This is a genomic window from Clostridium sp. DFI.1.208, assembly GCF_024463855.1.
Classification (GTDB): domain Bacteria; phylum Bacillota_I; class Bacilli_A; order Erysipelotrichales; family Erysipelotrichaceae; genus Clostridium_AQ.
Genome location: NZ_JANGCA010000002.1, coordinates 103604 through 129035, shown reverse-complemented (window position 1 = coordinate 129035; position 25432 = coordinate 103604). Strand labels below are relative to the sequence as shown.

Genomic DNA, 25432 nt, shown 5'->3' with positions numbered 1-25432 from the left:
AAAATGAAGTCAAGTCAACATGAATTTTACGATAAGTTTTTATGGGGCGGGGCGGTTGCCGCATGCCAGATTGAGGGAGCCTATGATGTGGATGGAAGAGGCCTGTCCACCTCTGATTTACGGGCTTATGATCCAAAATTAAAGCGTGCCGATATAAAAAAGGAAGGCGGCGATACCCTGTCCGGTATCCAAGCGGCCATGCAGGATACCATCAGGTATTATCCAAAGCGTTATGGAATCGATTTCTATCATACGTTTAAGCAGGATCTTGCCCTGTTGAAGGAGCTTGGTTTACAGGCGTTTCGGACAAGTATTTCCTGGAGCCGCATCTTTCCTCACGGTGATGAGGAGCAGCCAAATGAAAAGGGACTGCAATTTTACGATCAGCTGATTGATGAAATTATAAAAAATGGCATGGAGCCGATCATAACGATGAGCCATTATGACTTCCCAATCCATCTGGTGACGGAATATGGAGGTTTTGCGAATCGCAAAGTCATCGATTTCTTTGTAAATTATGCAGGCGTTCTTCTGCGTCGTTACAAGGGAAAGGTGAAATACTGGATCGTTTGTAATCAGGTAAATCTGGTGCCTGCTGTCCAATTCGGTTCCCTGGGCATTTACGAGGAGCAAAGCGAGTATATGGAGGAGCTGATGTATCAGGCAGTGCATCATCAATTTGTTGCAGGTGCGCGAGTGATACAGCTGGCAAGAGAAATCGACCCAGATGCACGCATGGGTACCATGGTGGCAGATGGTACGTTTTATCCGGCTACCTGTAAGCCGCAGGATGTGATTCTGACAATGAAAAAAAATCGCATGCAGTATTATTTTACAGACGTACAGCTCAGAGGTGAGTATCCTGGATATGCCCTTCGTTATTTCCAAGATAATAATATCCATCTGCATATGCAGAAACAGGATTTAAAGCTGCTAAAAACCTATACGATGGATTTTTTAGCAGTCTCTTATTATTATTCCAAAATCGTCGATTCTGATAGGAATACCATGGAGCCCTTTGATGGGGAACAGAATCCATATCTGAAGCCGACACCATGGGAATGGCGTGCTGATCCGCTGGGTCTTTATAACTGCCTTTCCCAATATTGGGATCGTTATGAAAAGCCTTTAATGATAGCGGAAAACGGCTTAGGGGCTTTGGATGTAGTTGAGGAGGATGGAAGTATACATGATGCGTACCGCATCGAATACCTCCGCCAGCATATCACGCAGGTACAGGAATGCAGAAAGGATGGTGTGACGATCCTCGCGTATCTGAGCTGGGCACCGATTGATATCGTATCATCATCCAGTGCGGAAATGAGCAAACGCTATGGCTATATCTATGTCGATCTGGATGATTATGGAAAAGGAAGCGGGAAGCGATTGAAAAAGGATTCCTTCTATTGGTATCAGCGTGTCATTGAAACAAACGGTAAAGAGCTGTAAAACAGTGATATAGCATTACAGAACATAATAGCGTCCTCATCACAAAAAAGAGAAGCTCTTCATCATGCTCATGCATATAAGAGTTTCTCTATTTTCTATAAGCCTTATGCTACAGTTACGCCAGCCTTCTACAGGTCACTGCCATTTGTACGAATCACGTTCTGGTACCAGGTAAAGCTATCCTTCTTATAGCGTCTGTTACTTCCCCGTCCGCGTTCATCACGATCAACGTAAATTACACCATAGCGTTTGTTCATTTCAATCGTACCGCTGGATACGATATCAATTATGCCCCAAGGTGTATAGCCAAACACATCCACTCCATCCTGTATAGCCTCTTTGATTTGCACGATATGCTCCTTCATATACGAAATCCGGTATGGATCATGTATGCGGAAATCCTTTTCAAGCGTATCGAATTCCCCCAGTCCGTTTTCTGCGATGAAAAGCGGCAGCTGATAACGATCATATAGCTGGTTCAGACTGATTCGCAACCCAACAGGGTCTGTCTGCCATCCCCATGGACTACTCTTCAGAAATTTGCTCTTCTTTCCTACAACCGTATCGGTTCCAGAGTTGGGATGATTCGGATTTGTCGTTGAAATCATAGAATAATAATAGGAAAAGGATAAGAAATCAACAGTACCAGCCTTTAATATATCAGCATCCTGCGGCAGCATCTCTATTTCATACCCCTTTTCATGAAAGAATCTGGTCATGTAGGACGGATATTCCCCTCTTGCCATTACATCCGTATAAAAGAATTGCTCATAATTATCATCCAGCAGCATCTGCATCACATCATCCGGATGACAAGTCGCTGGATACGTGCTCCAACGGGACAGCATGCCTCCGATTTTTGCATGCGGCAGGATTTCATGACCGATTGTCACGGCTCTAGCCTGTGCCAGTAATTGATGATGTGCACATTGATAGATCATCTGATCATAGTCTTCCTCCTCTTCCTTTATCAGAGCTGCACCGTTATAGGGAGAGAATTTAGATGCGTTGATTTCATTGAAGGGAAGCCAGTAATCCACCAAATCCCCCAGTCTTTCATACAAGGTACGACAATAGCGTTCAAACAAGCCTATGGTCTTTCGATTTTTCCAGCCCCCATAGGAACGTATGACATGTACAGGTACAGCATAATGCAGAATTGTTAAAAAAACCTTCATCCCCCGTTTATGGCATTCCTTCAGCATATCTCTATAATACTGAATGCCTTCTTCATTCGGTTCCTCATCATCCCCATTCGGATAAATTCTTGACCAGGTTATTGAGCAGCGGAAAATCCGTAGTCCCAGCTCCTCAAAAAGCTGGATATCCTCTTTATATGTATGATAGAAATCAATCGCCCAGCGAAATGGATAATGCTCCACATCCTCACAGGTGCGCCCGTTTTCAAAAATATCCGTAGTCATTCTCTTTAAACGATTCTCGATTCTTTCCTCCATCGTCCAATTCGCATCAAAATAGCGCACATCCTCACTATCCAGACCTTTGCCGCCTTCCTTGAATGCCCCCTCAGCCTGATGCGCGGCAATGGCACCACCCCATAAAAAATCCTTGGGAAAGGTGTTCTGATAAGGCTTTAAAAGTATATTTTTCATTGCTTGCTCTCCTTTTGTTTATATACAGCTGTTTGCAATAACGATATGATCTGATCTGCCATAATACATTCAGAGTTGATCGTCATGAGTGTGTCCTGTGCATGAATCAGTATCAGATTCAATTCAATATTTTCCCCACGTACCGCACGCTGAATAATATCTGTCTGTGCGACATGTGCCTCATTTAATTTCCGCTCTGCCTGCTGCAAATATATTCTCGCCTGCTCATACTCCTGTTTTCCTGCTTCTAAAAAAGCAGACTCTACAAAGGAACGCGCATCTCCTGACTTTAATATAATTTCCATTGCGATATTTACAACTGTTTCATCCATCTTTGGGACCCCCTCTTTATGTTCATACCTCTGTTTCCTCCTGCAACATACATTTCCTTTCATATGCCTTGAAGAATGGCCACCATGTAATTGCATACACGATGAAAATCAGCAATGCCCAAAGCAATACACGCCAATCTGCAAAGGTAAGGAAGCTGGAAACAGGGACGGGCAGCTGTCCCACATCAATGACAGATGCCGGTATATTCAGCAATCCCGTTTTCATCGCAAACCAGAGAATTGTCGGTCCGGTAAAGGAATTGATCCATATTGGCAGCATCAGTATGGGATTAAATACGATAGGCACCCCATATATAAGCGGTTCATTGATATTGAAAATACTGGGACCCAGTGTAATTTTGCCCATGGTGCGCAGCTTTTTCGACTTTGAACGGCACATAAAGATAACCAGAGGCAATGTACAGCCGGTTCCCCCAAGACATAATAAGCCGGAGGAGAATATAACCTCGGAGGTCACAATATTGTCCGGAGCCATTCCCTTTGCTACAAGTGCTGCATTTGCGGCGATACCGGCAAGCATGATCGGCTTACGAATGGCAGAGGTTGTACGGGTCGCAATACCAAAGGTATATAGAACAGCCGGAAGCTCTACGATAACGATAAACCCAAGATAGGTCTGACCAAAACCAAACAAAGGGCGAAGCATCCATGTGATGGAGGCTGACAGGTTCACATCACAGCCGTATGCAATCATATATGCGATAACGAGAATCGTGAATATTGGGATCAGCCCATTTACCCAGTCTGCAATAAAGGAAGGTAGATTTTCACTATCCTCCAGCCAGTGAAGGCTTGCCCATAAATGAAAAAGGAAGGCAACAGCAACGCCGATAATCATGCTGTACATAATTCCCCCGGCACCGAATTCATCAAAGCTGATCAGCATGACAGAATCCTTAAATTCCGGCTTCAGCATCATCAAAAAAACAGCGATGGAAAGCAAACCGGTGACCAGCTTAAATCGCTCATGCTCCTTATTTTCCATAATCAGATATGGAACGATAAACGCAAGAAATAAGCTAATCAAGGAAAAACTGAAGGTTGCCACAAATTCCAGATTCGGTAAGGATGGGATAAGAAAATTTCTGATAATGTTGTAACAGGATACAATTGATGTAGCAAATATAAAGGGCAATACTTTATTAAATGCATTGGACAGGGCAGAGAGCCATGGATTCGCTAAAAGCTTTTCAGCGATCGGTGTGAGCTTTTCATTGAGCCAGTTTGAAAATTTATCCATTTTGGATATTTCATTCTTCATTGTATTCACCTCTTTTTTGGCTTTTTTCCCCGGAGCCAATGCGGTACTGTGCTATTGTTCTTGCAAAGCATCCATTGCAAATGCCAATGTTCCTTCCCCATCCAGAGAGCCGAAATACTCCTTAGGTATCACTCTGACAGGTACATGGTATGGTTCACACATCCTTGTTATTTTATCAAGCTCTCCCTGATAATGCGGTGCTAGTAAAATAACATCATATTTATGCACCATATCCAGCAAACCACTGCGTGCTGCCGACTGCACAGCTGCTTCGATATTCTGTTTCCGTGCAGCGATCTTTGTACGCTGTGCCAACAAACCGCTGGACATCCCAGCACCACAGCATAGCAATATACGAATACGATTCATTTTTTCACCTCCCTCTTATCATTTGACACCTACATTTAATCATGGCCGGTTTCTTTCAGCAAACAAAGTCTTGCACCGCTGCGGTGAAATATGAGATATGTAAAAGAAAACAAATGATGCTAGAATCTTGATAAGGGAGGGGGTTGTTAAAGAGGTGAGTAATCATGTTGAAAAAACATAAGGATCTTTTAGAATACCTACAAAGAAATGCAGGCCTTTTCACCACCTCCACGCAGCTTGCGCAAAGGTTGCAAATTTCAAAGCGCTCTGTCAAATCCTATGTAAAGGAAATCAACGGCACCTATAAGAAAAGCTTCATTCTCTCTACGCCAAAAGGCTATCAGATAAATCCTGCATATAAGGAATGGATAGGGGCAGTGTCTAATGAAGTACCGCAAACCTATTCCCAGCGATCAGCCTTTATTCTGAAAAAGCTTCTGCTTGATCAGGAGTGTATCCGTATAGAGGATTTTTGTGAAACCCTGTTTATAGGAGAATCTACACTGAAAACGACACTTGTGAAAATGAATAAAGCCTATGCAAACTTTCACATCAGATTTCTTACAAAAGGGGATACGGTAACAATAGACGCCAGTGAAAAAGATAAGCGCCATCTTATTTCAAACTGTATTTTTCAGGAAACCGGCAACAGTATGCTGAGTATGTCATTGCTTCGCAATTACTTTCCTTTCTTTGAGGCAGAGGAAATCATGCATCACATCCTTACCATTTTTGATTCCTACAATTATTATATCGATGACTTTTCCTTAATGAATCTAATGCTCCATATCCTGATCAATATCAACCGTATAATCGATGGAAATCATCTGCATTGCGAGTTTCATCCAGTAATTGAAAATAGAACAGACGGTTCCCTCATAGAGCGCATATGCAGGTATCTGGAGGGCGAATTTCATATTCTACTCAATGCTCATGAAAGAGCAGAAATTGAAATTCTCATTTCTGCATCCTCTCTTATAAAAGACGAAAACCAGCAGAATTTCATAGCTGCCCCGTTTATGCTGCTTAGTAAAAAAATATGTAGAAAAGTGGAAGCGCAGTATTCGATTCAGCTTTGCACAGACAGTTTTACCCTTCCCTTTGCTCTGCATTTAAAGAAGCTGTCTGTACGTCTTCAAAAAAACATTTCTGTCAAAAATCCGTTATGCGAGGATATTAAAAAAAATTGTCCCTTTATATACGATATAGCCATTTATACAGCAATACAGATTCAACAGCATTTCGCTATGAATGAAATGCTGTGTGAAGAAGAAATCACTTATATCGCATTGCATATCGGTGCAGAAATGGAACGCCAAAAGGCTGCAATACCAAAATTGAAATGCGTACTTGTATGCCCCTCCTATATGGATTATCAGACAAAAATCTATCATCAGCTGCAACGTAAGTTTCATGACGACATTCTGCTTCTTGCCCCCTGCACAGACGAAAGCATGCTGAAGAATCAGCAGCTCGATATTATCTTTACAACCGTCCCGCTTCATGACAAGCATGCTGATTGTGTCGTGATCCAGATACCTTTTATCGGCATCCCCGATCAAAAGGCGATAGCATCTAAAATTGATGACGTCAAACGACGGCATCGATATAACCTTCTTAAAAGATATTTTGATCATTTTTTCTTTGAGCGATTTTACCATACTTCACAAGCTCCTTCAACAAAAGAAGCCGTTCTTTCCTTTCTACTTGATGAGTTGAAGGAAGAGGGATTTATCGAAGATGAATTCATACAGGCTTTGCACGAGCGTGAAAATGCATGCCCAACATGCTTTCAGAATTTTGCAATTCCCCATTCCATAAAGATGAATGCAGAACGATCCTGTATTTCCGTATACGTCTCCAGAAAAGGTATTGCATGGAGTACACAAAATATTCACATCGTTTTTCTGATTGGCATAAATAAGGCAGACCGCCTGATTTTCAAGGATGTTTATGAGTCACTAATTCATCTTTTAAATGATGAAAAATATAGAAAGGCTATCATAGCCTGTCATAGTTTTCACGACTTCCGCAATACCATATGCAACAGTAGCGAGCTGATATAAAGCACAATCTATACGCAATCCGGCTCAGCCTTTCTTCCTAACCTGCAGGCTTTACCTCCCTTGACATTTCGTATCACGATGTTATGATGAAGAAAAATGGAAAGGAAGTGATGTCATGAAATATTCTGCCGGCATGCTGGACCTTTTGGAGGCACTGACGCTTCCCGAGCAGCCCGTTTTGTTTTTGAAGCTGACACTACAGCCCCATATCTGCATGAAAAAACTGCAGGATGCTGTAAACCAATGTATAGCACTGATTCCTGAGCTTGCGTTACGCTACGATAAAAAGCAAAACTGCTGGAGGACACCGAAGGACGATGCGTTTTCGATTATACAGGAGGTGAACAGCTTTGACTTTTCAAGCTGGGACATCGAGCAGAATGCTCAGCTCTGCATACAGATACTACATAAAGAACAACAGGACCTTCTATGCATCGGATTCAGCCATATTCTGTGTGACGGGGATGGAGCCACGCAAATCCTTCGACTGCTTTGCGCCTGTTATCGAAAAGAGACTGTTTCCTTTCAAAACTGTCGTGCACCGGAAGCTCTGCCTGTCATAAAACAGAAAAAGACGAAAGCCAAAAGAAGAAAACCAATTCCCGTCACCCTTCCCTCCACCCCACATCCCCTGCACACCTGTGCACTGCAGGAATCCATTTCATTAGAGCTGTTGAAGCGGATTTCCACACCGTCATATACAGTAAATGATGTTCTGCTTTGTGCCTATGCCCAGACACTGCACCGCATAACAGCAGCGAATGCCATGACGATTCCCTGTCCGGTGAATCTGCGTTCGTTTCTACAGCTTAAACCTGCCTGGACAATCGCGAATTTCGTTGGAGATTTTCAGGTTACCCTGTATGGGCTGGATCATCGCGACTGGAGGGAACTGCTTGCGGACATCCACCAACAGATGCAGGAGGAAAGGACACGCTGCCTCGACCTGCATACCATACGGCTGCTTCATCCACTCATGAAGCATCTGCCCCTTACCGTCACCAAGGCTGCTGCGAAGGCAGGCTTTCATTCACCGGAAACCGCATATACAAATCTGGGGAAAATTGATGCAGCAGCGATTTATTTTGATGACTGCACGATTACACAGCTGTATCTTCTGGGCAGACCACGTAGTTACCCCTCCTTTCAGATCGCTGCTTCTACCTGGAAAGATACCTGTACATTAGCCTGCCATGTCACAGGAGACACATTACAGCTGGCGCATGCACAGCAAATCCTTACGACCATGTGTACACAGCTAAAGGAATATGAAAGACAAGCCATGAATACAAAAACAGAATGACCTCACCATTCTGTTTTTCTGCATTCAAGCACTATTTCAGCATCTTATCCTCTATGAAAAATTCAAAGCCCCATGTTCCCGTTATCAGCGCATTCATGCCACATTATTGACGAATCACCGCAATACCATGCGCTCTGGCCTGTGCTATCCTTGCTTTTATACGGCCTTCAACAAGCTGGCATTTAATAATACGCATTCCTAAGCAACACCTGTGTATCTACATTCAGAATTCTCCTTTCATTTTCTCCATTCACTTGCGCTATCAGTCGATATAATTGATTTGAAATTCTATACACATCATGACATACGCAAATCTCTGATCCAAAGCTGCCATATATACGGCATGAGCGATAGCCTTGTTTCCCCTCATCCTCTTTAAACACTATCTCTTGTCACACAGGCCTTCTCTATAGCTGGTAAATGAGAGCAGCCAAGGCTTATGATATGCAGGACCTTCCTTTTGTTTTTGCCCCCCGCATATATTTCAAAAAAAGACCACACTGGCCTTTTTCTTTCACGTTATCTGATTCTTCTGTTTTTTTATCCCTTCTCACGCTTACTTACGGAGCGTCTGTAATACCACAGAGCAGCCAGCATGGATATCAGAAAGAAAATACCTGCATACAGAAAGGATAATCTTGGCCCCGATGCATACATAAACCCGGCAAACAATGCCCCTGCAATCATACCAAGACTTTTCATCGCATTATAAAAGCCCATGACCATACTGCTGTGCTCTGCACTGGACGCCGAGGCACATAAATCCTGCAGCAAGGGTATATAAATGGCATTCAACGCAAAAAAGATGATATTGATGAGGATAAACGGCAGAATGTCTTCCAGCATCGTAATGGCAAGCAGCGTGACACCGGCTCCTCCCAGCACATAGATAACAGATTTCTTCACATTGGTTCGCTTCATGATCCACACGCAAATTGTAGTATTGGCAAACAGTGATATAAAGCCGACAACCGCCTTCAGCATACCATTATACGAGGAATTGAAATGAAACTGATCCTTGATAAAATAATTGAAATTCTGATCATAGGCTGTGGTTGCTGTTGAGGTCAAAAATACCGCAAAAAACAATATAGCGAATGTCAGTGTCATAAAGCGGCGGGCATCAAGGAACGCCTGAAACGGATTCGCTTCCTTCCATATATGGAAGGATGTGCTTTGCGCTGCCTTATCCTCACGCAGACATATCGCAAACAGTACACCGCACAGTATGAGAACACCGCTTTGTAAAGCAAATGTCAAAGGAATGGAAACAACGCCGACAAATCCGCCAATCAAATAGCCGAAAGCCGCAAATACGGTTGTGAAGGTAGCGGATAAAGCCAGATAACGTCCCCTGCTTTCCACGGTGCTTGTATGAATGATGTAGGTCAAAAAGCTGACCATAATACCACCGACAAAGAATCCCGATAGCAAACGGGCAAGCATAATGGTGGGCAGTGTTTTCATGATGGCGAACAGCAGCTGACCGATGCCATAGCCCACACAGCAGATACCCAGAACTTTGCGGCTTCCCATACGGGTAACCTGCTTTGCCCAGAAGGGAGAAAAAAGAAAATTGGTAAATGCCATCCCGGCATACAGCATACCAAAGGAATAATCCGGCAGCTGAAGATTTTGAATGAGTGTCGGCGTAATCGGATGAGCAAAATTAGCAGCCAGACTCTCCAGAGCAACTGCGAAGAAAAACAGCTGCAAATGATATTTTGACAGAAATGATTTCATGGATAAATTGTTCATATATATCGTTCCCACTTTCTACAACATGTCAAATCTTACTATGAATATCATGGAAAATCAACTGAGAAACTACGTAAGCTCATAAAAAGCAGATGCCGTCTTTCCCAGAGGAATGCATCTGCTTCCCTTATTTTTATTTAATATATTTCTGTTCAAAGGCAGAGATGGGAATCGGGCGGTCAATCAGATAGCCCTGCAGCCCGTCGCAGTCCAGCTGCTTCAGGATGTCAAACTGCTCCTTTGTTTCAACACCCTCCACGATTAACTGCATCCGCAGGTTGTGACAGATTTGAACCAGAGAGGATATCAGCATCTGGGAACGGCGGTTGTTCTGCAAGTCCTGCATCATACTGCGGTCCAGCTTCAGCGTATCCAGCTGTGCATTGATAAATAATGCCATATTGGAATAGCGTGCACCGAAATCATCGATGGATATAGAATATCCCTGCCGCTTGATACGTTCCATTATCATTATCAGAAACTCATTGTCCAGACTCTCGTCATTTTCTATGATTTCAATCTCCAGATACTGCTTTGGTACCTTGTAGTTCTTCCAGATGCGTTCCAATTCACCCAGAAAGTCTGCCATACGCAAGGTATAGCGTGAAAAGTTCACACTCAGCGGCGTAAGCCTTCTGCCTTCCGCCTGCCAGCGGCTGAGCAGTCTGCATACCTGTTCAAAAGCAAAGAAGTCCACATAGCGGATCGTGCGTGCTTCCTCCAGAGATGGAATAAATTCATTCGGCATAATCAAGGTACCAGCTTCATCATGATAACGAATCAGTGCCTCTCCTCCGATCAGCTCCTTTTTGAAATTTACCTTTGGCTGCAAATACACCTCAAAGCGCTGCTCCTGCAATGCCTTCATCAAAACAGCGCGGTCCGCAAGCTGCAATACGGTGTCGTTACAGCAGCGATACCGGTTGGAATTCGGATTTTTCCGATAGAACTGCATTTTATCCTGATACATGTATTCATCTGCATCTGTAATTTTTGCAGAGAGATCCTGACAGGTTGACGTCCATATATGTCCGATTGCCCCCTTACAATTCGCACTGCCGACAATTGCCTGCTTCAGAATTCCCACCTGCTCCAGAAATTGCTGTTCCTGCATTCCCTGAACAAACACAACGAATTCATCTCCGCCAATCCGATAGATTGCACCGGTATCAAACACCTTTTTCAGTATGGACGCTCCTTCTGTCAGCACCTTATCCCCATAGGTGTGACCCAGATGATCATTGATATCCTTTAGACCATTGATATCCATATACACAATCCCAAGGGGAATCTGCTTTCCGTTGAGCTGATTCAAATCCTGAAGATAGCGATTCCGATTATATACACCGGTTAAATCATCATAATAGCTGTTATGCAGCAGGCGGTCGTTCAAATCCTTTTTCTCCATCGCCACACTCATAAAATAGCTAATGGTTTCCAGCATAGAGAAATTACGCATATAGTCCGGCGCAGGGTTGTCAACACCAATAAATCCGATGCTTTTGTTATTCTGAACGATTGGGGAAAGCGCAATGCTGTGTATATTCTGTACGTGCAGCACCTCATAGGTCTGTGGAAAGCTTTTCTGTATACGTTCCACATCCGGTATGGAAACATTTTTCCCCTGTTCAATGAAATCCTTCCAGATTGCGAGCAGATCAAGGTCCATATTCTGACAGTATTCCATGGAGGATTCCACACCATCGCTGCACCATTCATAGGTATTGTTCATACAGCCGTTCTGCAGCTCAAATACATAAGCCCGCTCTGCATGCATGAATTCGCCGATTTCCTTCAGCAGCTGATCCATGTAACTCTGCATATCATTGGATATATACATCAGACGAATGCAGGCTACGGTTTTCATTTCCATCTGTAACGCCAGATTCAGACGCTCATGCTCCTGTTCCAGATTCTGACGAATCTTCATCATATCCTCAACATCGGTATAAACCGCATAAACAACCGGTATGCCGTCAATCTGCTCTTCCGCAAAGGTTCCGGTCATATGAATCCGCAGGCTGCTTCCTCCCTTTACCGGCAGACGACAGAAGCATTCATACTGCTGACTTCTGTTTCGATATGCATGCGCAACGATTTCCTTCAGCTTTTCAAATTCCTTTGGGGCCTGTTGAAAATATAGGGTGGCACTGTCATGAAAGACGCTGTGATATTCCTCTTCACTGTATCCACACATCGCATAAAACGTATCATTTGCCCATAATGTTGAAAATTCTTCATTGAGAAGATATTTACACACGCCGATGCGCATAGCACCGAGCCGGTTTTCCGTATCTTCCTTCCATAGTTCTGTATTCATCGTATCAGCATCCTTTTTTCTCTACTCGCCTTTGCTTTATTTGCAGCAATTCGTATATGGTAAGCCATTACCGTCCATCTTCCTGTAGCTATAGGGGATATCCTGCGAAAGGCTTTTACACTGCCATGCTTCTTCAATCCCAGTAGCCGATGAAGTCCTTTTGATACAGCACATAATCAACGGAGGACTGCAGTCTTCCTAATTGATCTGTCCAGGAGTTTTCATGCACCTGCACGCTGGTAAAGCCAAGCTGCTCATACACATGCTGTGCTCTTTTATTTGAAAGATTCACATGCAGGATAATCCGATGACAGCCTTCTTCATGAAACAGCGATGATATCAGCATACTCAACAGAATTTTACCGATTCCCTTGTTCTGCCGGGAAGCATCGCATAGTTTAATACCTATGGCAGCCGTTGCATCATCTTCCCATCGCACACTCATTTCCCCAATCGCAATATCGTCTATTTCTATCATCAGTAAGCTGTGGGATGTGTCACAGGTCTTTATCGATTCCGCTATCTCCTGTGCCGTTTCTCCGGTACCATTTGGAAATCCTGCATGTGCCATCACCCTGCCATCATTCCACCATTGTGCAAGCTGCTCAGCATCCTGCACTACAGCATCCCGTATAGTTAAATTCCGATATTTAAGCAGCATATTCATCCTCCATGCCGTACACGCTTTTTGCAAGCATCCAACAGCGCATACACAAAGCCTCTATATATGCAGCAACCAGCAGATCGCATAAAGATATACCAATGTAAACAGCTATGACTTGGTTGCTTAGCACATTTGCGGCTTCTAAGGACAGTGCTTCGCATACAGCGCATGCTCATTGTAAAGCCGGATGCCGGCATTTTTGACTTCCATGTATCCCGGCGTTTCTGCATACCGCTTTTGTAATCCTATGTATATTGTATACCGTTTTTTCCATAAACGGTACTTTTTTAAAAAATTCTTTACAGGATCGCGTTCATCCATGTTTCCAGAAGGGTCATCCATCCCGCACATTCCGGCTGCAGCTTTTCCCCGTCTGATCGCTGACTCAGTCGATCGGCGGTGGATAAGCCATGTGCCCCTTTATCATACATATGAAACTCACACAGGATGCCCTGCCGGATGAGCGCGGATACAAACAGCAGAGAATTTTGTACGGAAACCGTTGGATCGGTGTAGGTATGCCACAAAAACGTTCTGGGGACATCCTTATGTACGTGCAGCTCCAGCGATACGTGTTTTCGCAGCTGCGCATCCTCCGCATGCTCCTGTAAGAGATTGCGTATGCTTTCCTCATGTGCATACGCACCGGCAGTGATAACGGGATAGCATAAAATCTGGGCAAACGGACGCAGGTCCTGCCTTTGGAAATATTGTGTGATAATCGGCTGATTCCAGTTAATACCAAGACTGGCAGCCAGATGACCGCCCGCAGAGCATCCCATAAGAAAGATACGCTCCTGCCGAATATTCCATGCAATGCTGTTATCCTTCAATAGCTGAAACGCCGCCGCAGCCTCAAGAAGTGCCTGCGGATAGGCAGCCGGAGCACAGGAATAACGAAGCACCGCTACCTGAAAGCCCATGGCATTTAACCGTATGGCAAGTGGTTCCGCCTCCCGATCGCTGGTATAGCGATATGCTCCTCCAGGCATCAGCAGCACTGCCGGACGCTTCGTACTGTTCAACAGCTCCTGTGATGCATCCATAAAATAAGTCTGCAGGATTGCTCCGGTTGCTTTTCCATGCAGCTGTATCTGAATTGTTTCTGTACGCATACGCTCCTCCTATACAAATACAAAAAGCCGGATATCTCCAGCGATGGTTACTTATCTTCCTCGTCTATCTTACGATATCGTTCCTGATCCAGAAAGAACATGGTAAAGGTTGCCCGTGACAGCAGAACATCTTCATCATTAAAAATAAAAACCTCATAAACCCCGGTCGTTCTGCCGGCTGATATTTTCTGTGCGATTCCGATCAGCTTGCCGCCTCTTCCGGGCTTTATATAATTGATCGTTCCGGATAAGGTAACACTGTCTCTGCCTGAGGTAAAGCTCGCTGCCCCGGCTGCCGTATCTGCAAGTGAATAGAGTGCGCCACCGTGTACAAAGCCATGTACATTCAGAATTTGTTCATCGATGACCATCTCGACCTTTGCATATCCTTCCTTCACCTCCACGACCTGCATATCATTGCTTTGCAGATATTGGGAAGAAGAATTCAGTCGCTTCTTTAATTCATCCATAGTTTCCATGGGTAGATCTCCTTTTTACACACTATGATTACCTTCTATATGCACTCCATTATACCACGATGCCCTGAAAATGCGCAGCTATTTACAAGCAGCAAAATAAAAAGATGCAGGTATCGTGACAATCGAGTGTTTTCGCATGCATATGCATACCATAGGACTTATCAAAACGATTCACTGTGGGATAAGAAAACCAGAAGCTCTCTTCTTCCGGTTTTATGCAATCGCTTCCTCTGTCTTCTGTTGTCGATGTGCTTAACTGCATCATGAACGTTAACAGACTTTAAAATAGTCAACACGACTTCCCCTGTGAATCATCTCGTTACAGACACACAAAAGGTGATAAGCATTGCATCACGCTTTCCATAGCTTTCCTATCGCTTATTATTTCAGCTCCATCCTTTCATTAGAAAAGAAGAACATTTACATCACGCCTTCAAAACACAATAGCAGCCTGTGCTTTATCACATTGAGGAATACATGGTGTCAGAAGCCAAGGCTTCCACTGATGTATGGTTTGGTCTGCAATTCATTTCGTGAGCGGCGTCTTTCTCGTCCTCGGATATCCAACCATGTATAAAGTCTATTGACATCCTGAATAATATTTGATAGTGTCTTACTGACAGGAGGTGATCCCATGCTGACAAAAGAGCGTTTCTTTCGCATATTGGAGCTGCTTGATCATAAATCATTTATCACCATACAGGAACTGATGGAGGTTTTAAACACAAGCAAATCCACGGTAAACCGGGATCTGATTGAGCTGGAAAAGCAGGGATTGATCCAACGGGAACGCGGCGGTGCCATCAAGAAAGAAATGCCTGCGACACTCAGCAGCTACAGAGAACTGCCCGTTATGGATAAAGAACATATACACAGTGCAGAAAAGGATACCATCTGCCGTCAGGCTGCAGCAATCGTAAAGGACGGAGATTGTGTGTATGTGGATTCCGGTACCACCCCCAGCTATCTGATTCCCTATATTGCCAGCAAGAATATCAAGCTTGTCACCTCCAGCATCTATGCATTACGAAAGCTGCCGGCTTCCTTTCCCGGCGAGCTTTTCCTGATTGGTGGAAAATACGATATGCGTTATGATATGAGTGTCGGTTACCTCACAACCGAGCATATACGGAAATTTCATTTTGATCATGCTTTCTTCAGTGCAAGTGGTGTTGAGCTGGATTCTCAGGAGGTTCTGGCTATTGACTTCACAATAAGTGAAGTAAAAAGCACGGTTCTGCAGCGCTCCCGTGCCTCTCATCTTCTGATTGACGATTCCAAGCTTTCCATACGTGCGCTATGCACATGGGCTGTATTATCAGATTTTCAGGATGTATACATCAATGCCTTTGAAGCCATGGACAAAACAGAGCTCCCCGAGCATTTCATCCTTTGTAAATAGAACTCTTCGCAGTTCTTTTTTTATTCCCCATAGGAACTGTCAGATGCAGAACCATCGTTTTTTATCAGCAGCTGCACTCCCAATACTAACTCCCTCACGACTTCTGCATAGTATACGCTGTAAGGGGGAATAATGATGCATCTGCTATCTGCCCTGCTGTTTGCCGTATCTGCGAATATTGATTGTCTTGCCATTGGTCTGTCCTATGGTATCCAGTCTGTAAAAATCGATGCCCGAAGCAATTTGATCATCGCCGTTATTTCCACTGCGGGTACACTGCTTTCCATGCTTTTAGGAGAACCGCTGGCAGCACTGTGCTCAGCGGATACTGCCAATCGAATCGGAGCTGTCCTGCTGATACTGATCGGCTTGTGGATTCTGCTTCAAAATCACTGGACACAGCAAAAGAGTCTAAAGGCATATGATCGGGATGCTTCCTGCACGATCGATTTGAAAGAAGCCGTCGCTTTGGCGTTTGCACTGACAATCAATAACATGGGATTAGGTATATCCGGCAGTATTACCGGTCTGCCGATACCTGTAACCTGTCTGTTTACCTTTCTGTGCTCCCTGCTGTTCATCGCTGCTTCACAGGCCGCAGGGAAAAGCTGGCTGGCGTTTTTCATTCATAAATATGCAAGAGATACGGCAGCGTGGATGATTATTCTGCTGGGAATACTGGAATGCATATAAAATGCCTGCGAGGGAATCAGTCACGCAGACATTTTTTCATGAGTACAGACAACAGCGTCACTGCAGCAAACGCGCCCAGATACCAGACTGCCAGCACACGCAGCTGTTGTAATGCTGTATGCAGCAGCTCCTCTGTCTGTAGATAGGATATCCGCAAAAGGTAGGGAAGCCCATAGCCGACACACAGAAACAGCAAAGCCGCAAGCAAATAACTGCATGCTGCATTGCGAAAGGCACGATACCGTGGGGATGCAGAAACCAGCATGATTATGAAGGATACAAGCATAGCACCACACAGAAGCCAGATGGTTTCATTCTGCAATCCGATATACACAATCCGCATTGCCAAAAGAGCGGGTGCGCTGAGAGATGCTCTTGTATCTTCCGCCAGCGTTGACAGACGGGTGTTCAGATGCAGCTGATGGGAAAGAATCTGAAGCAGCAGCTTTTGCTGGGAGGCATTCAAATCCATATTCTGAAACAGCGTATCCTGCTCTTTTGACAGTAGCTCAGAAAGCTGTCCATCCAAATCCGGCAGCTGCGCTGTTTCATCTGCTACACACTGTAGAAAGCTCAGTCCGACAGTATCCAGAAACGCGGTCCAGTCTGATCGCTTCATAAGATTTTGCTGCAGCGTATCCAGCTGCTGTAGGATCGGCTGTTCCAGAAGAAAGCCGCCAGGCACCTGTTCCAGTGCTTCCTTCACCGGCTCTCTGATATCCAGATGGGAGATAACAAGCTCGCTCATTCCCTGTTTCTTCCCCTGCTGCAGTGTCACAGCTCCTCCAAGAAGCAATGCAGTACAAAGAAACAGCAGAGAGCTGCTCCATAAGAGAACTTTTCTCATCCGCTCACCTCCCGCCGTTTTTGTTTTCGTGCCTCTTTTTCTATTAGCTCCTTCAGCTTTGGATAGGCGTATAGAAGAAACCGCTGGTAGCCGCACTGCGCTTCATCCATAAAAGCACTGCGCAGGCGTTTGCAGTTGCCATGACACATCGGTTGAAACGGACAGGATTTGCATAGCTGCTCCTCTTCCCTGCACAGAAAAGCCTGCGCCCGGCTGCAATCGCGTGCCGAACGTAAATCGGTATCCAGAACATTCCCGCAATGATATTCATCCAGCACATAAAAATCACAGGGATACAGCGAACCGTCACTTTCCACGACATACTGAAACTGACACTCTCCCAGCATCCCGCAGGTGCATGGAGTCTTTCCCTGTAAAAGCAGGAGCAGATTATCAAACAGAGCAACGCTTTGATATCGTTTTTTCTGTACATCCTGTATCCAGCAATCAAAATAGCTGCGGTAAAACTGATAGAACAGCTCCGGTGTCAGAGAATATGTGTTTTGAGCCTCCTGCAGGGGGGCAAGACAGGGAATCAGCTGTACATGAGAAAAGCCGTGTTCCTTATAAAAGGCATACAGCTTCTTTGGCTCTTTCGCCAGCTGCCTGCTCAAAACGCTCAAAATATTGAATTCCACATGATGCCTGCGTAAAAGCTGTATGGCATGCATTACTTCCACATACGTACCGCCATCCCTGCGCTTCCGGTATAGATCATGCTGGCTGCGCCATCCATCCAAAGAGATACCAACAAGAACGTTGTGTTTATGAAAAAAAGAGCACCATGCCGCATCCAGCAGACAGCCGTTGGTCTGAACTGCATACTGAATACACTGCTTTGGCTGGCGCAGTTGTTCGACGGCAGCCACAAATCGCTCATAAAAGACGAAACCGGCAAGCAGCGGTTCTCCTCCCTGAAAAGCAAAGGTGACAGCAGCATCCTCATCCGCCGCATCAAACACCTTCTCCAGCAGTGTGGCAACTACCTCCTCACGCATAAGTCCGTAGTCCTTTTGGCTTCGATTTTCTGCGACATCCTTATAGAAGCAATAGGTACAGCTCATCTGACAGCCTGCGGATACCGGTTTCATCAGAATAGACAACGTCTTCATGTGCATCCCTCATTTCCATCGATAAGTATAGCATGTCTTTAGGGTATCTCACAAGACAGCGGCAGCTTTATCCTCCTCTGTATGCAATGCCTTATAACTACCGATTTATATAAAGATAGCAGCCTGCTGCCAGGCTCCACACTCCAGTGTCGATCGTCTTTTCCTTTTCACTGTCTGTTTTCTTTGTACTATCTTTGTATTTTCTCTCTCGTCTTTTTACCTCTTTATATAACTTTTCATTCATACATAACAGTTTATAACAAAGCTTCAGAAAACAGAATGCCTGTATAACAAAAAAAGCATTGTGCTTTTGTTTATATCCAGAAGCACAATGCCTATCATCTATTTTACAAAATTGTCCCCTATGCTAAACCGCTTCATCCTCGAAGGGATAGCGCATTCCCCACTGCTTGCGAACCTCATCCATCAGGGCTACGACATCGCTGGATATGTCCAGCGTGGTATTCTTCGCTGTCCCGCTGACTGCGGCTTCCATATCGCGCACCTCATATACAAGTGCATCACCGCGTGTACCCGCATCCAGTGTTTCCGTCCAGCCATCCTTTGTATACCGGATCTGAAAGCTGCTTGCTCTTGGGTATTCCCTGATTTCCAGATATCCTTCTTCTCCGGCAATGATCCCTACCTTTGGCAGCTTGGCCCGCATGGTCAACGTAACCGTTGCCATTTCATCCAGGGAATTGCGCAGGATGATACCGCTCATTTCATCCACCCCCGTTTCAAAGGGAAGCATATTGGTGAGAACGATATCCGGCTGTGCATGCAGAAACCAGCGGACAAGAGACAATGCATAGGTACCGATATCCAGAAGGGCTCCTCCGGCAAGCTGCGGAGAAAAGAAACGATTCGTAACATCATACTCCTTACAGCTTCCAAAATTGACCTGTATCATTTTCAGCTTTCCGATCGCACCCTGCTCAACCAGCTCTTTTGCTTTGGCAAATACCGGCATATGAAAAATCGTCATCGCCTCCATCAGAATCAGCTGTTTCCTTTGTGCCAGTGCCATCGCTTCCTGCAGCTGCTTGTGATTTACCGTAATCGCCTTTTCACAAAGCACATGCTTGCCATGCTGCAATGCACGCATGATATAGTCATAATGGTAGGTATGCGGTGTTGCGATATAAATGATATCCACCTGTTCATCCGCAAGCAGATGATCAATATCGTAACAGTGCTCTACAGCATATGAGCCTGCAAATGCCGTTACCTTATCCATATGACGGCCTGCAACAGCATAAATCGTACCATGCTCCTTCATCAGCGCCTCAGCCATCTGCGCTGCGATCGCCCCCTGACCAAGAATACCCCAGTTCCATTTTTTCATCATATTTTCCCTTTCTTATGTTTCACATTCCAACAAGTGATGCAATACCATCACATGTCCTTATTCCTTATTTATCACTGTCTTTTTTCAATACCTCAAAGCCCTGATCGGAAACAACCAGAATCGCGGTGACTTCTCTGGTCAGCAGGGAGGTGTCAAGAACCCCTGCAATGCATTTTAATGCATGATTCAGCTTCCTTGCATCCTCCACCCGCTCAAACCATACATCTGCCAGTACATTGCCATGATCACTCATCAATGCTCCATATTTTCCTTCCCCATGCTTATACACAAAGCGGCCTCCCAGCTCCTCCACCTTACGCTTTACATAGGCTGAAGCATCCTCCAGCAGTTCGATGACGATTGGTACACGAAACTGCAGAGTATCCGATAGCTTGCTCTCATCAATCAACAGCATATATTCATCCGCCATATTGGCGATCAGCTTTTCGCGTACATGAATACCGCCCCCGCTCTTCAATGCATAGAATTGACGGTCTGCCTCATCACAGCCGTCAAAGGCGATATCCACATGGGCGATCTGACGCAGGGGAAGAAGCGATAGTCCCAGCTCTACACAAAGTGCTTCCGTTTCCTGAGAAGGTGTTACAACCTGTACCTGCTTTCCACTTTCCTTTATAAAGCGCGCAAGATGAGCAATGGTTGAGCCTCCCCCCAAACCAATCACCATGCCATCCTGTATGTATGCCAAAGCTTCCTGTGCACATCGTTTTTTCATCATGTTCTTTTCTCCTTATCCAAAACTAAAAACCTGTATGTTTTGCGTATGCAGCCCTCATGGTACCGCTGGCTGCATGTCTGCCATGCTTCAGCAAACACAGTCCGTCAGCTGCTCCAGCAGCTCCGCAACCTTTTCCTTATTGGCGATTCCCTTGGAAAATGCACTGGCACCTCCGCAGGCGGTTCCATATCGCAGTGCCTCTGCATAGGAGTTCTCACGCAAATACCCGTACAGAAAGCCTGCGACCATAGAATCTCCGGCACCAACGGAATTTACAACCTGTCCCTTGCAGGCAGGTGTATGATATACCTCCTGTGTTTCACTCAGCAGCAAAGCTCCCTGCTCCGCCATGGATACCAGCACATTGCGTGCGCCCATCGCCTGCAGCTCCTTCGCATAGACAAGCAGATCCTCCCTGCTGGAAAGCTCTACCTCAAACATTTCCGCAAGCTCCTTGTGATTGGGCTTGATCAGAAACGGATGATAGACAAGCGTAGACATCAGTGATTCCTGTCTTGCATCCACACAGATTCGGATGCCGCTTCCCTGCAGATGCTGCATGATATCCGCATAGATATCCTGTGGAATACTAGCAGGCACGTTTCCCGACAGCACCAGAATATCATCCTTTTTCAAGCGATCCAGCTTTTTTACCAGCTGCTCTATATGTGAGGTACGAATCAGTGGTCCCTGTCCGTTGATTTCACTTTCCTCCTGCGCATGCACTTTTACATTGATTCGCGTAAAGCCCTGCTCCACCCTTAGAAAATCCGGCTGAATCCCCATGGCCGCAACGCCCTGTTCCAGTGCCTCACCGGTAAAGCCTGCGATAAAGCCCAGCGCAGTTGATTTCATTCCAAGCTGTGCCAGCATACTGGATACATTGATTCCCTTGCCTCCAAAAATCAAATCCTCCGCCTTGGTCCGCATGATTTCACCGGCCGTCAGCTCATGTAATTCAACTACATAATCAATCGAAGGATTCAATGTCACTGTATAGATCATTCTTCCACCTCGATAATATCCGCTTCCTCCAGATATTCCTTCTCCACACCCTTACCCGTGATAATTGTCGCATCACTGATATCCGCCGTCGTAATAGAGGTGCAGGTTCCAAATTTCGCAGTGTCCGCAAGCACATAGCACTTCTGCGCATGCTTCATTGCCTCCATTTTGACATAGGCCTCATTGGTATCCGGAGTCGTAAAGCCGCTATCCACCGTTATGCCGTTTGTCCCGAAAAACGCCTTGTTGAAATTGTATTTCTGCAGGGAGGAAACAGCACCGAGACCTACCACTGCCTCCGTTCTGCTTTTCAGCTCACCGGCAAGCAGGAAGGTGCGAAAGCCCTGCGCAGCCAGCCGTCTTCCATGCTCCAGTCCGTTTGTCACATAAATAGCTTCCTCTTCCTTCAGATATTCCACCATGTGCAGGGTCGTACTCCCCGCATCGATATACACAAAGTCATGTGCCTGTACCAGCGATGCAGCATAACGGGCGATCCGTTTTTTCTCTTCTACATGCTCCTCACTGCGTGCAGATACCTCTGTTTCATATAACCCGTATTCCTTATGCAGCAGCGTTGCACCGCCATGTACCTTTTTCAGTCTTCCCATCTTATGCAGGGCCACCAGATCCCGCCGTATGGTGGATTCACTGATGGACAGTGCCTGTGTCAGTTCCAGAACCGTGACGGTTTTCTGCTTTTGCAGAATGGACAGAATTGCCGCAAAGCGTTCTTCAGCAAGCATCGTCATTCCTCCTCTTTGTTATAAGTATACGTTCTATAACCGCCATTGTCAATCACATTCAGTCAAATTATTCCAACGTTATTTGACCGTTTATGGATATATCTGCGGATTTCCTTCATCTGTAGCCCGCAACAGACATCCCGGTAATCTTCGCATCCTTTTGAACGACAACACAGGGAAACAGGGGCATGCTCCTTATTCACGTTCGATATGAGGAAAGATAACGATAAAAAGAAGAAATAAATGTCCCTGTGATTCCAGATACTTTATTTCTTCTTTTTACAGCTTCTTTCGTTTCTGTTATCGTCCAAGAGCCTCATAGCAATCTTTATGAAAAAAGTACCTACAGCTTCAACCTGACGGTAAAGGTACAGCCTTGTCTATAGGTACTGGTTTTGTTCGCATTACCTTTAAAAAGAAGGAAGAAACGCGGTCAGTATAGACAACGGTTATCTTCCTTGCTTCTATGCTCCATGATACGAATTTCTTCTATTTATATGGGTTGCTCCTCTTGCTTATACCTTGGAAAGGATGAAACGGCAGCTTCCCTTGATGGTCACCTTGCCTGTATTTGCACTGGCGAATACAGAATCTCCCTTGCGGATGCTCAGCATGGTATCATCACTTTCGATGCTGCCCTCTCCATCCACGATGACAAAGGACGCAAAGCTTTCCTCGTCCACCTTCACACTGCACTCTGTTTTCACATCATACACATAGGTTGTGAAATATTCACAGGTAGCCATCATGGCACACTTATAGGTACCGTAATCCTTTTCTTCTCCAATCGGCTTGAAATCACTTTCCAGCGGTGTCAGATTGGAAACATCAATCGCCTTTTCAATGTGCAGCTCTCTCGGTTTTCCATCCTTACCTACGCGCCCGAAGTCATATACGCGATAGGTAGTATTGGAATTCTGCTGAATTTCACAGATTACGATTCCTTCACCGATGGCATGAATGGTTCCCGCTTCAATGAAGAACACATCTCCCTTGTGTACCGGCACCTTCTTCAATACATCCAGAATGGTATTGTCTTCAATACGCGCACGGAATTCATCCTTTGTGATTTCCTTATTTGTACCATAATACAGACTGGCACCCTCTTCGGCATCCAGAATATACCACATCTCGGTTTTTCCATATTCCTTTTCCACACGCAGCGCATATTCATTGTCCGGGTGAACCTGAATGGACAGATTGCCCTTTGCGTCGATAAATTTAATCAGAATTGGGAAAAATTCAAACGCATTCCCCTTTGTTCCTAAAGCATCCTTTCCCAACTTTTCCACATACTCACTCAGTGGCAGTCCCTTGTACTCGCCGCTGTCCACGATACTCTGTCCGTCCTTGTGTGTGGATAACTCCCAGCTCTCCGCCACAATATCAAGGTCGGTTTTCTTGTTGTAGTTTTCTTTTAATTTCGTTCCACCCCACAAATAATCCTTAAATGCAGGGAGCAGTCTTACCAATGCCATACTAAATTACCTCCAATTTCTTCAGGGCCTTATAAATCCCCTCTTCTTTTACGGTTCCGGTGACCATGCTTGCCACTGCATCCAGTTTTGGATCATGCTTTCGCATCGCGACACCGTGCGCCACACCAGCGAGCAGCTCCACATCGTTATCCCCATCCCCAAACGCGATTGTCGCATTCATGGGAATGTGATAATGATCAATAATCGCTCTGGCTCCTACCCCCTTGTGTATCGTCTTCTTTGCGATATCAAAGGTATTGCAGTTGCGGTGATAGGAACACAGATACGTTTTTTCCAGCTCTGCGCCGCTTGTTTCCAGCTGTTTCCGGTTTGGGAATGTCAGCGTGATTTTTCCAATCCTGCCTCTGACATCCTCAAAGCTGCGGTATTTGACGAAGTTATCTTCCGGTATCTTAAAATTATCCATAAAATGCAGATATTCCGACTCTTTCAGATCCTTTACATAACAGAAATTCGTTCCCTCCAGTATATAATTGATCGATAAGCTATCCATATACTGAAGCAGAGACAGCAGCTCCTCTTCGGAAAAAACATCGTTGTGGATCACCTTACCATGCACAGTTACATACGCACCATTGCTTGTTACATAGCCATCCAGATGCAAATCCTTCGCTCCATTTGGAATATAGCTCAATGCTCTTCCGGTTGCCAGCACACACAGATATCCCAAATCCTGCAGGTGGCTGATGGCAGCCTTTGTCATAAGCGTGGGAACATAGATTTCATCTCTTTCATCTACCAGCGTTCCGTCATAATCGTACAATACGAGTCCTTTTACCATAATCATCCTCCGTACAGTTTAATTATAGGAGAAACAGGTTCGGATTGCAAACAGGAATCTCGACATTTCTGAAAGAACAAGATTTTGTTTGAGATTTGAAAAGAAATACACATAAAATATACTGCCAGTATTCCAAAATCACACAAAATTTTCATCTGTATTCATAAAAAAAGCATTGGTTATGTTCATGCTATCGGATAGCTTATACGCAATGTACTTTCATTCTAAATTTGACTTTTTACAAAGCCATTTACCCATATAGGCAAATAAGACTTCATTTAAAATTGTGTTTGCATAGTATATTCATAGCACATGCAAAATGCTTTCCAAGAAGATAAGCAATATAATAAATCACGATATAAATAATAAAACATAAACATAGGAAATTTATGTATTCAAAAAGTTCAAAGAGTTCCATTATATTCATAAGCATATAATAGAAAATACAGATAAAGGCAGATAATATAGCAAAGTAGGAGCTTATATATATTTTATTATGTTTTTGCA

Annotated in this window: 22 protein-coding genes; 5 read left to right on the top strand and 17 right to left on the bottom strand. The window is 44.8% G+C overall.

All coding sequences use genetic code 11. The features are described from left to right. Window positions 1–3: 3 nt before the first annotated feature. Window positions 4–1449 (top strand): glycoside hydrolase family 1 protein, encoded by a 1446-nt coding sequence (locus tag NE665_RS02045; RefSeq protein ID WP_178760256.1) that lies wholly within the window; start codon window positions 4–6, stop codon window positions 1447–1449. Between the two features lie 128 nt (window positions 1450–1577). Here NE665_RS02045 and NE665_RS02040 read toward each other — a convergent pair whose 3' ends face one another. From NE665_RS02040 to NE665_RS02025, 4 genes are read right to left on the bottom strand one after another with little or no spacing between them, the layout of a single operon-like run. After that, on the bottom strand, window positions 1578–3062 hold the full coding sequence (locus NE665_RS02040) for a family 1 glycosylhydrolase (protein WP_178760255.1): 1485 nt from the start codon (window positions 3060–3062) through the stop codon (window positions 1578–1580). Further along, a complete protein-coding gene (locus tag NE665_RS02035) occupies window positions 3059–3394 on the bottom strand; it encodes a PTS lactose/cellobiose transporter subunit IIA (protein WP_178760254.1) in 336 nt (111 codons plus the stop codon). Before NE665_RS02035 ends, NE665_RS02040 begins: the two co-directional genes overlap by 4 nt. A gap of 22 nt (window positions 3395–3416) precedes the next feature. Then, complete coding sequence (locus tag NE665_RS02030) at window positions 3417–4676, bottom strand: PTS transporter subunit EIIC (protein WP_178760253.1); 1260 nt, start codon at window positions 4674–4676, stop codon at window positions 3417–3419. A 51-nt stretch (window positions 4677–4727) separates the two neighbouring features. Then, window positions 4728–5045: a PTS sugar transporter subunit IIB gene (locus NE665_RS02025; protein WP_178760252.1), complete on the bottom strand. Its 318-nt coding sequence runs from the start codon at window positions 5043–5045 to the stop codon at window positions 4728–4730. Window positions 5046–5209: 164 nt separating this feature from the next. Between NE665_RS02025 and NE665_RS02020 the strand changes: the two genes are divergently transcribed. Then, a complete protein-coding gene (locus tag NE665_RS02020; RefSeq protein WP_178760251.1) occupies window positions 5210–7111 on the top strand; it encodes a PTS sugar transporter subunit IIA in 1902 nt (633 codons plus the stop codon). Window positions 7112–7226: 115 nt separating this feature from the next. After that, a complete protein-coding gene (locus NE665_RS02015; RefSeq protein ID WP_178760250.1) occupies window positions 7227–8414 on the top strand; it encodes a hypothetical protein in 1188 nt (395 codons plus the stop codon). A 540-nt stretch (window positions 8415–8954) separates the two neighbouring features. Here NE665_RS02015 and NE665_RS02010 read toward each other — a convergent pair. The 5 genes from NE665_RS02010 to NE665_RS01990 form a co-directional block, all read right to left on the bottom strand. Beyond that, window positions 8955–10172: an MFS transporter gene (locus NE665_RS02010; RefSeq protein ID WP_117443178.1), complete on the bottom strand. Its 1218-nt coding sequence runs from the start codon at window positions 10170–10172 to the stop codon at window positions 8955–8957. Window positions 10173–10305: 133 nt separating this feature from the next. Beyond that, window positions 10306–12492 (bottom strand): sensor domain-containing phosphodiesterase, encoded by a 2187-nt coding sequence (locus NE665_RS02005; RefSeq protein WP_117443179.1) that lies wholly within the window; start codon window positions 12490–12492, stop codon window positions 10306–10308. 133 nt (window positions 12493–12625) lie between these two features. Continuing rightward, the gene (locus tag NE665_RS02000) at window positions 12626–13153 is read right to left on the bottom strand and encodes a GNAT family protein (protein WP_178760248.1); all 528 of its coding nucleotides are present in this window, start codon (window positions 13151–13153) and stop codon (window positions 12626–12628) included. Window positions 13154–13455: 302 nt separating this feature from the next. Beyond that, window positions 13456–14271, bottom strand: coding sequence for an alpha/beta hydrolase (locus NE665_RS01995; protein WP_178760247.1), 816 nt, complete (start codon window positions 14269–14271; stop codon window positions 13456–13458). Window positions 14272–14318: 47 nt separating this feature from the next. Continuing rightward, the gene (locus NE665_RS01990) at window positions 14319–14750 is read right to left on the bottom strand and encodes a PaaI family thioesterase (RefSeq protein WP_178760246.1); all 432 of its coding nucleotides are present in this window, start codon (window positions 14748–14750) and stop codon (window positions 14319–14321) included. 634 nt (window positions 14751–15384) lie between these two features. On the opposite strand from NE665_RS01990, the gene NE665_RS01985 reads away from it, so the two are divergent. Both NE665_RS01985 and NE665_RS01980 read left to right on the top strand, forming a co-directional pair. Continuing rightward, window positions 15385–16152 carry a DeoR/GlpR family DNA-binding transcription regulator gene (locus NE665_RS01985; RefSeq protein ID WP_178760245.1) on the top strand — a complete coding sequence of 256 codons (768 nt, stop codon included), beginning with the start codon at window positions 15385–15387 and terminating at the stop codon, window positions 16150–16152. Window positions 16153–16284: 132 nt separating this feature from the next. After that, window positions 16285–16845, top strand: coding sequence for a manganese efflux pump (locus tag NE665_RS01980; RefSeq protein ID WP_233104527.1), 561 nt, complete (start codon window positions 16285–16287; stop codon window positions 16843–16845). Window positions 16846–16861: 16 nt separating this feature from the next. Here the strand turns inward: NE665_RS01980 and NE665_RS01975 are convergent, their stop codons facing one another. The 8 genes from NE665_RS01975 to NE665_RS01940 form a co-directional block, all read right to left on the bottom strand. Continuing rightward, window positions 16862–17692 (bottom strand): hypothetical protein, encoded by an 831-nt coding sequence (locus tag NE665_RS01975; protein ID WP_178760244.1) that lies wholly within the window; start codon window positions 17690–17692, stop codon window positions 16862–16864. Further along, complete coding sequence (locus NE665_RS01970) at window positions 17689–18804, bottom strand: radical SAM protein (RefSeq protein ID WP_178760243.1); 1116 nt, start codon at window positions 18802–18804, stop codon at window positions 17689–17691. The genes NE665_RS01975 and NE665_RS01970 overlap by 4 nt, the downstream gene beginning before the upstream one ends. A gap of 367 nt (window positions 18805–19171) precedes the next feature. Beyond that, on the bottom strand, window positions 19172–20152 hold the full coding sequence (locus NE665_RS01965) for a Gfo/Idh/MocA family oxidoreductase (RefSeq protein ID WP_178760267.1): 981 nt from the start codon (window positions 20150–20152) through the stop codon (window positions 19172–19174). A gap of 67 nt (window positions 20153–20219) precedes the next feature. Continuing rightward, on the bottom strand, window positions 20220–20894 hold the full coding sequence (gene rpiA / locus NE665_RS01960) for a ribose 5-phosphate isomerase A (protein WP_256302446.1): 675 nt from the start codon (window positions 20892–20894) through the stop codon (window positions 20220–20222). An 87-nt stretch (window positions 20895–20981) separates the two neighbouring features. Beyond that, a complete protein-coding gene (gene pfkB / locus NE665_RS01955; protein WP_178760242.1) occupies window positions 20982–21899 on the bottom strand; it encodes a 1-phosphofructokinase in 918 nt (305 codons plus the stop codon). After that, window positions 21896–22645 carry a DeoR/GlpR family DNA-binding transcription regulator gene (locus NE665_RS01950; RefSeq protein ID WP_117443190.1) on the bottom strand — a complete coding sequence of 250 codons (750 nt, stop codon included), beginning with the start codon at window positions 22643–22645 and terminating at the stop codon, window positions 21896–21898. The genes pfkB and NE665_RS01950 overlap by 4 nt, the downstream gene beginning before the upstream one ends. Before the next feature lie 515 nt (window positions 22646–23160). Further along, on the bottom strand, window positions 23161–24123 hold the full coding sequence (locus tag NE665_RS01945; protein ID WP_178760241.1) for a type I phosphomannose isomerase catalytic subunit: 963 nt from the start codon (window positions 24121–24123) through the stop codon (window positions 23161–23163). A 1-nt stretch (window position 24124) separates the two neighbouring features. Beyond that, complete coding sequence (locus NE665_RS01940) at window positions 24125–24925, bottom strand: Cof-type HAD-IIB family hydrolase (protein ID WP_178760240.1); 801 nt, start codon at window positions 24923–24925, stop codon at window positions 24125–24127. Between the last annotated feature and the right edge of the window lie 507 nt (window positions 24926–25432).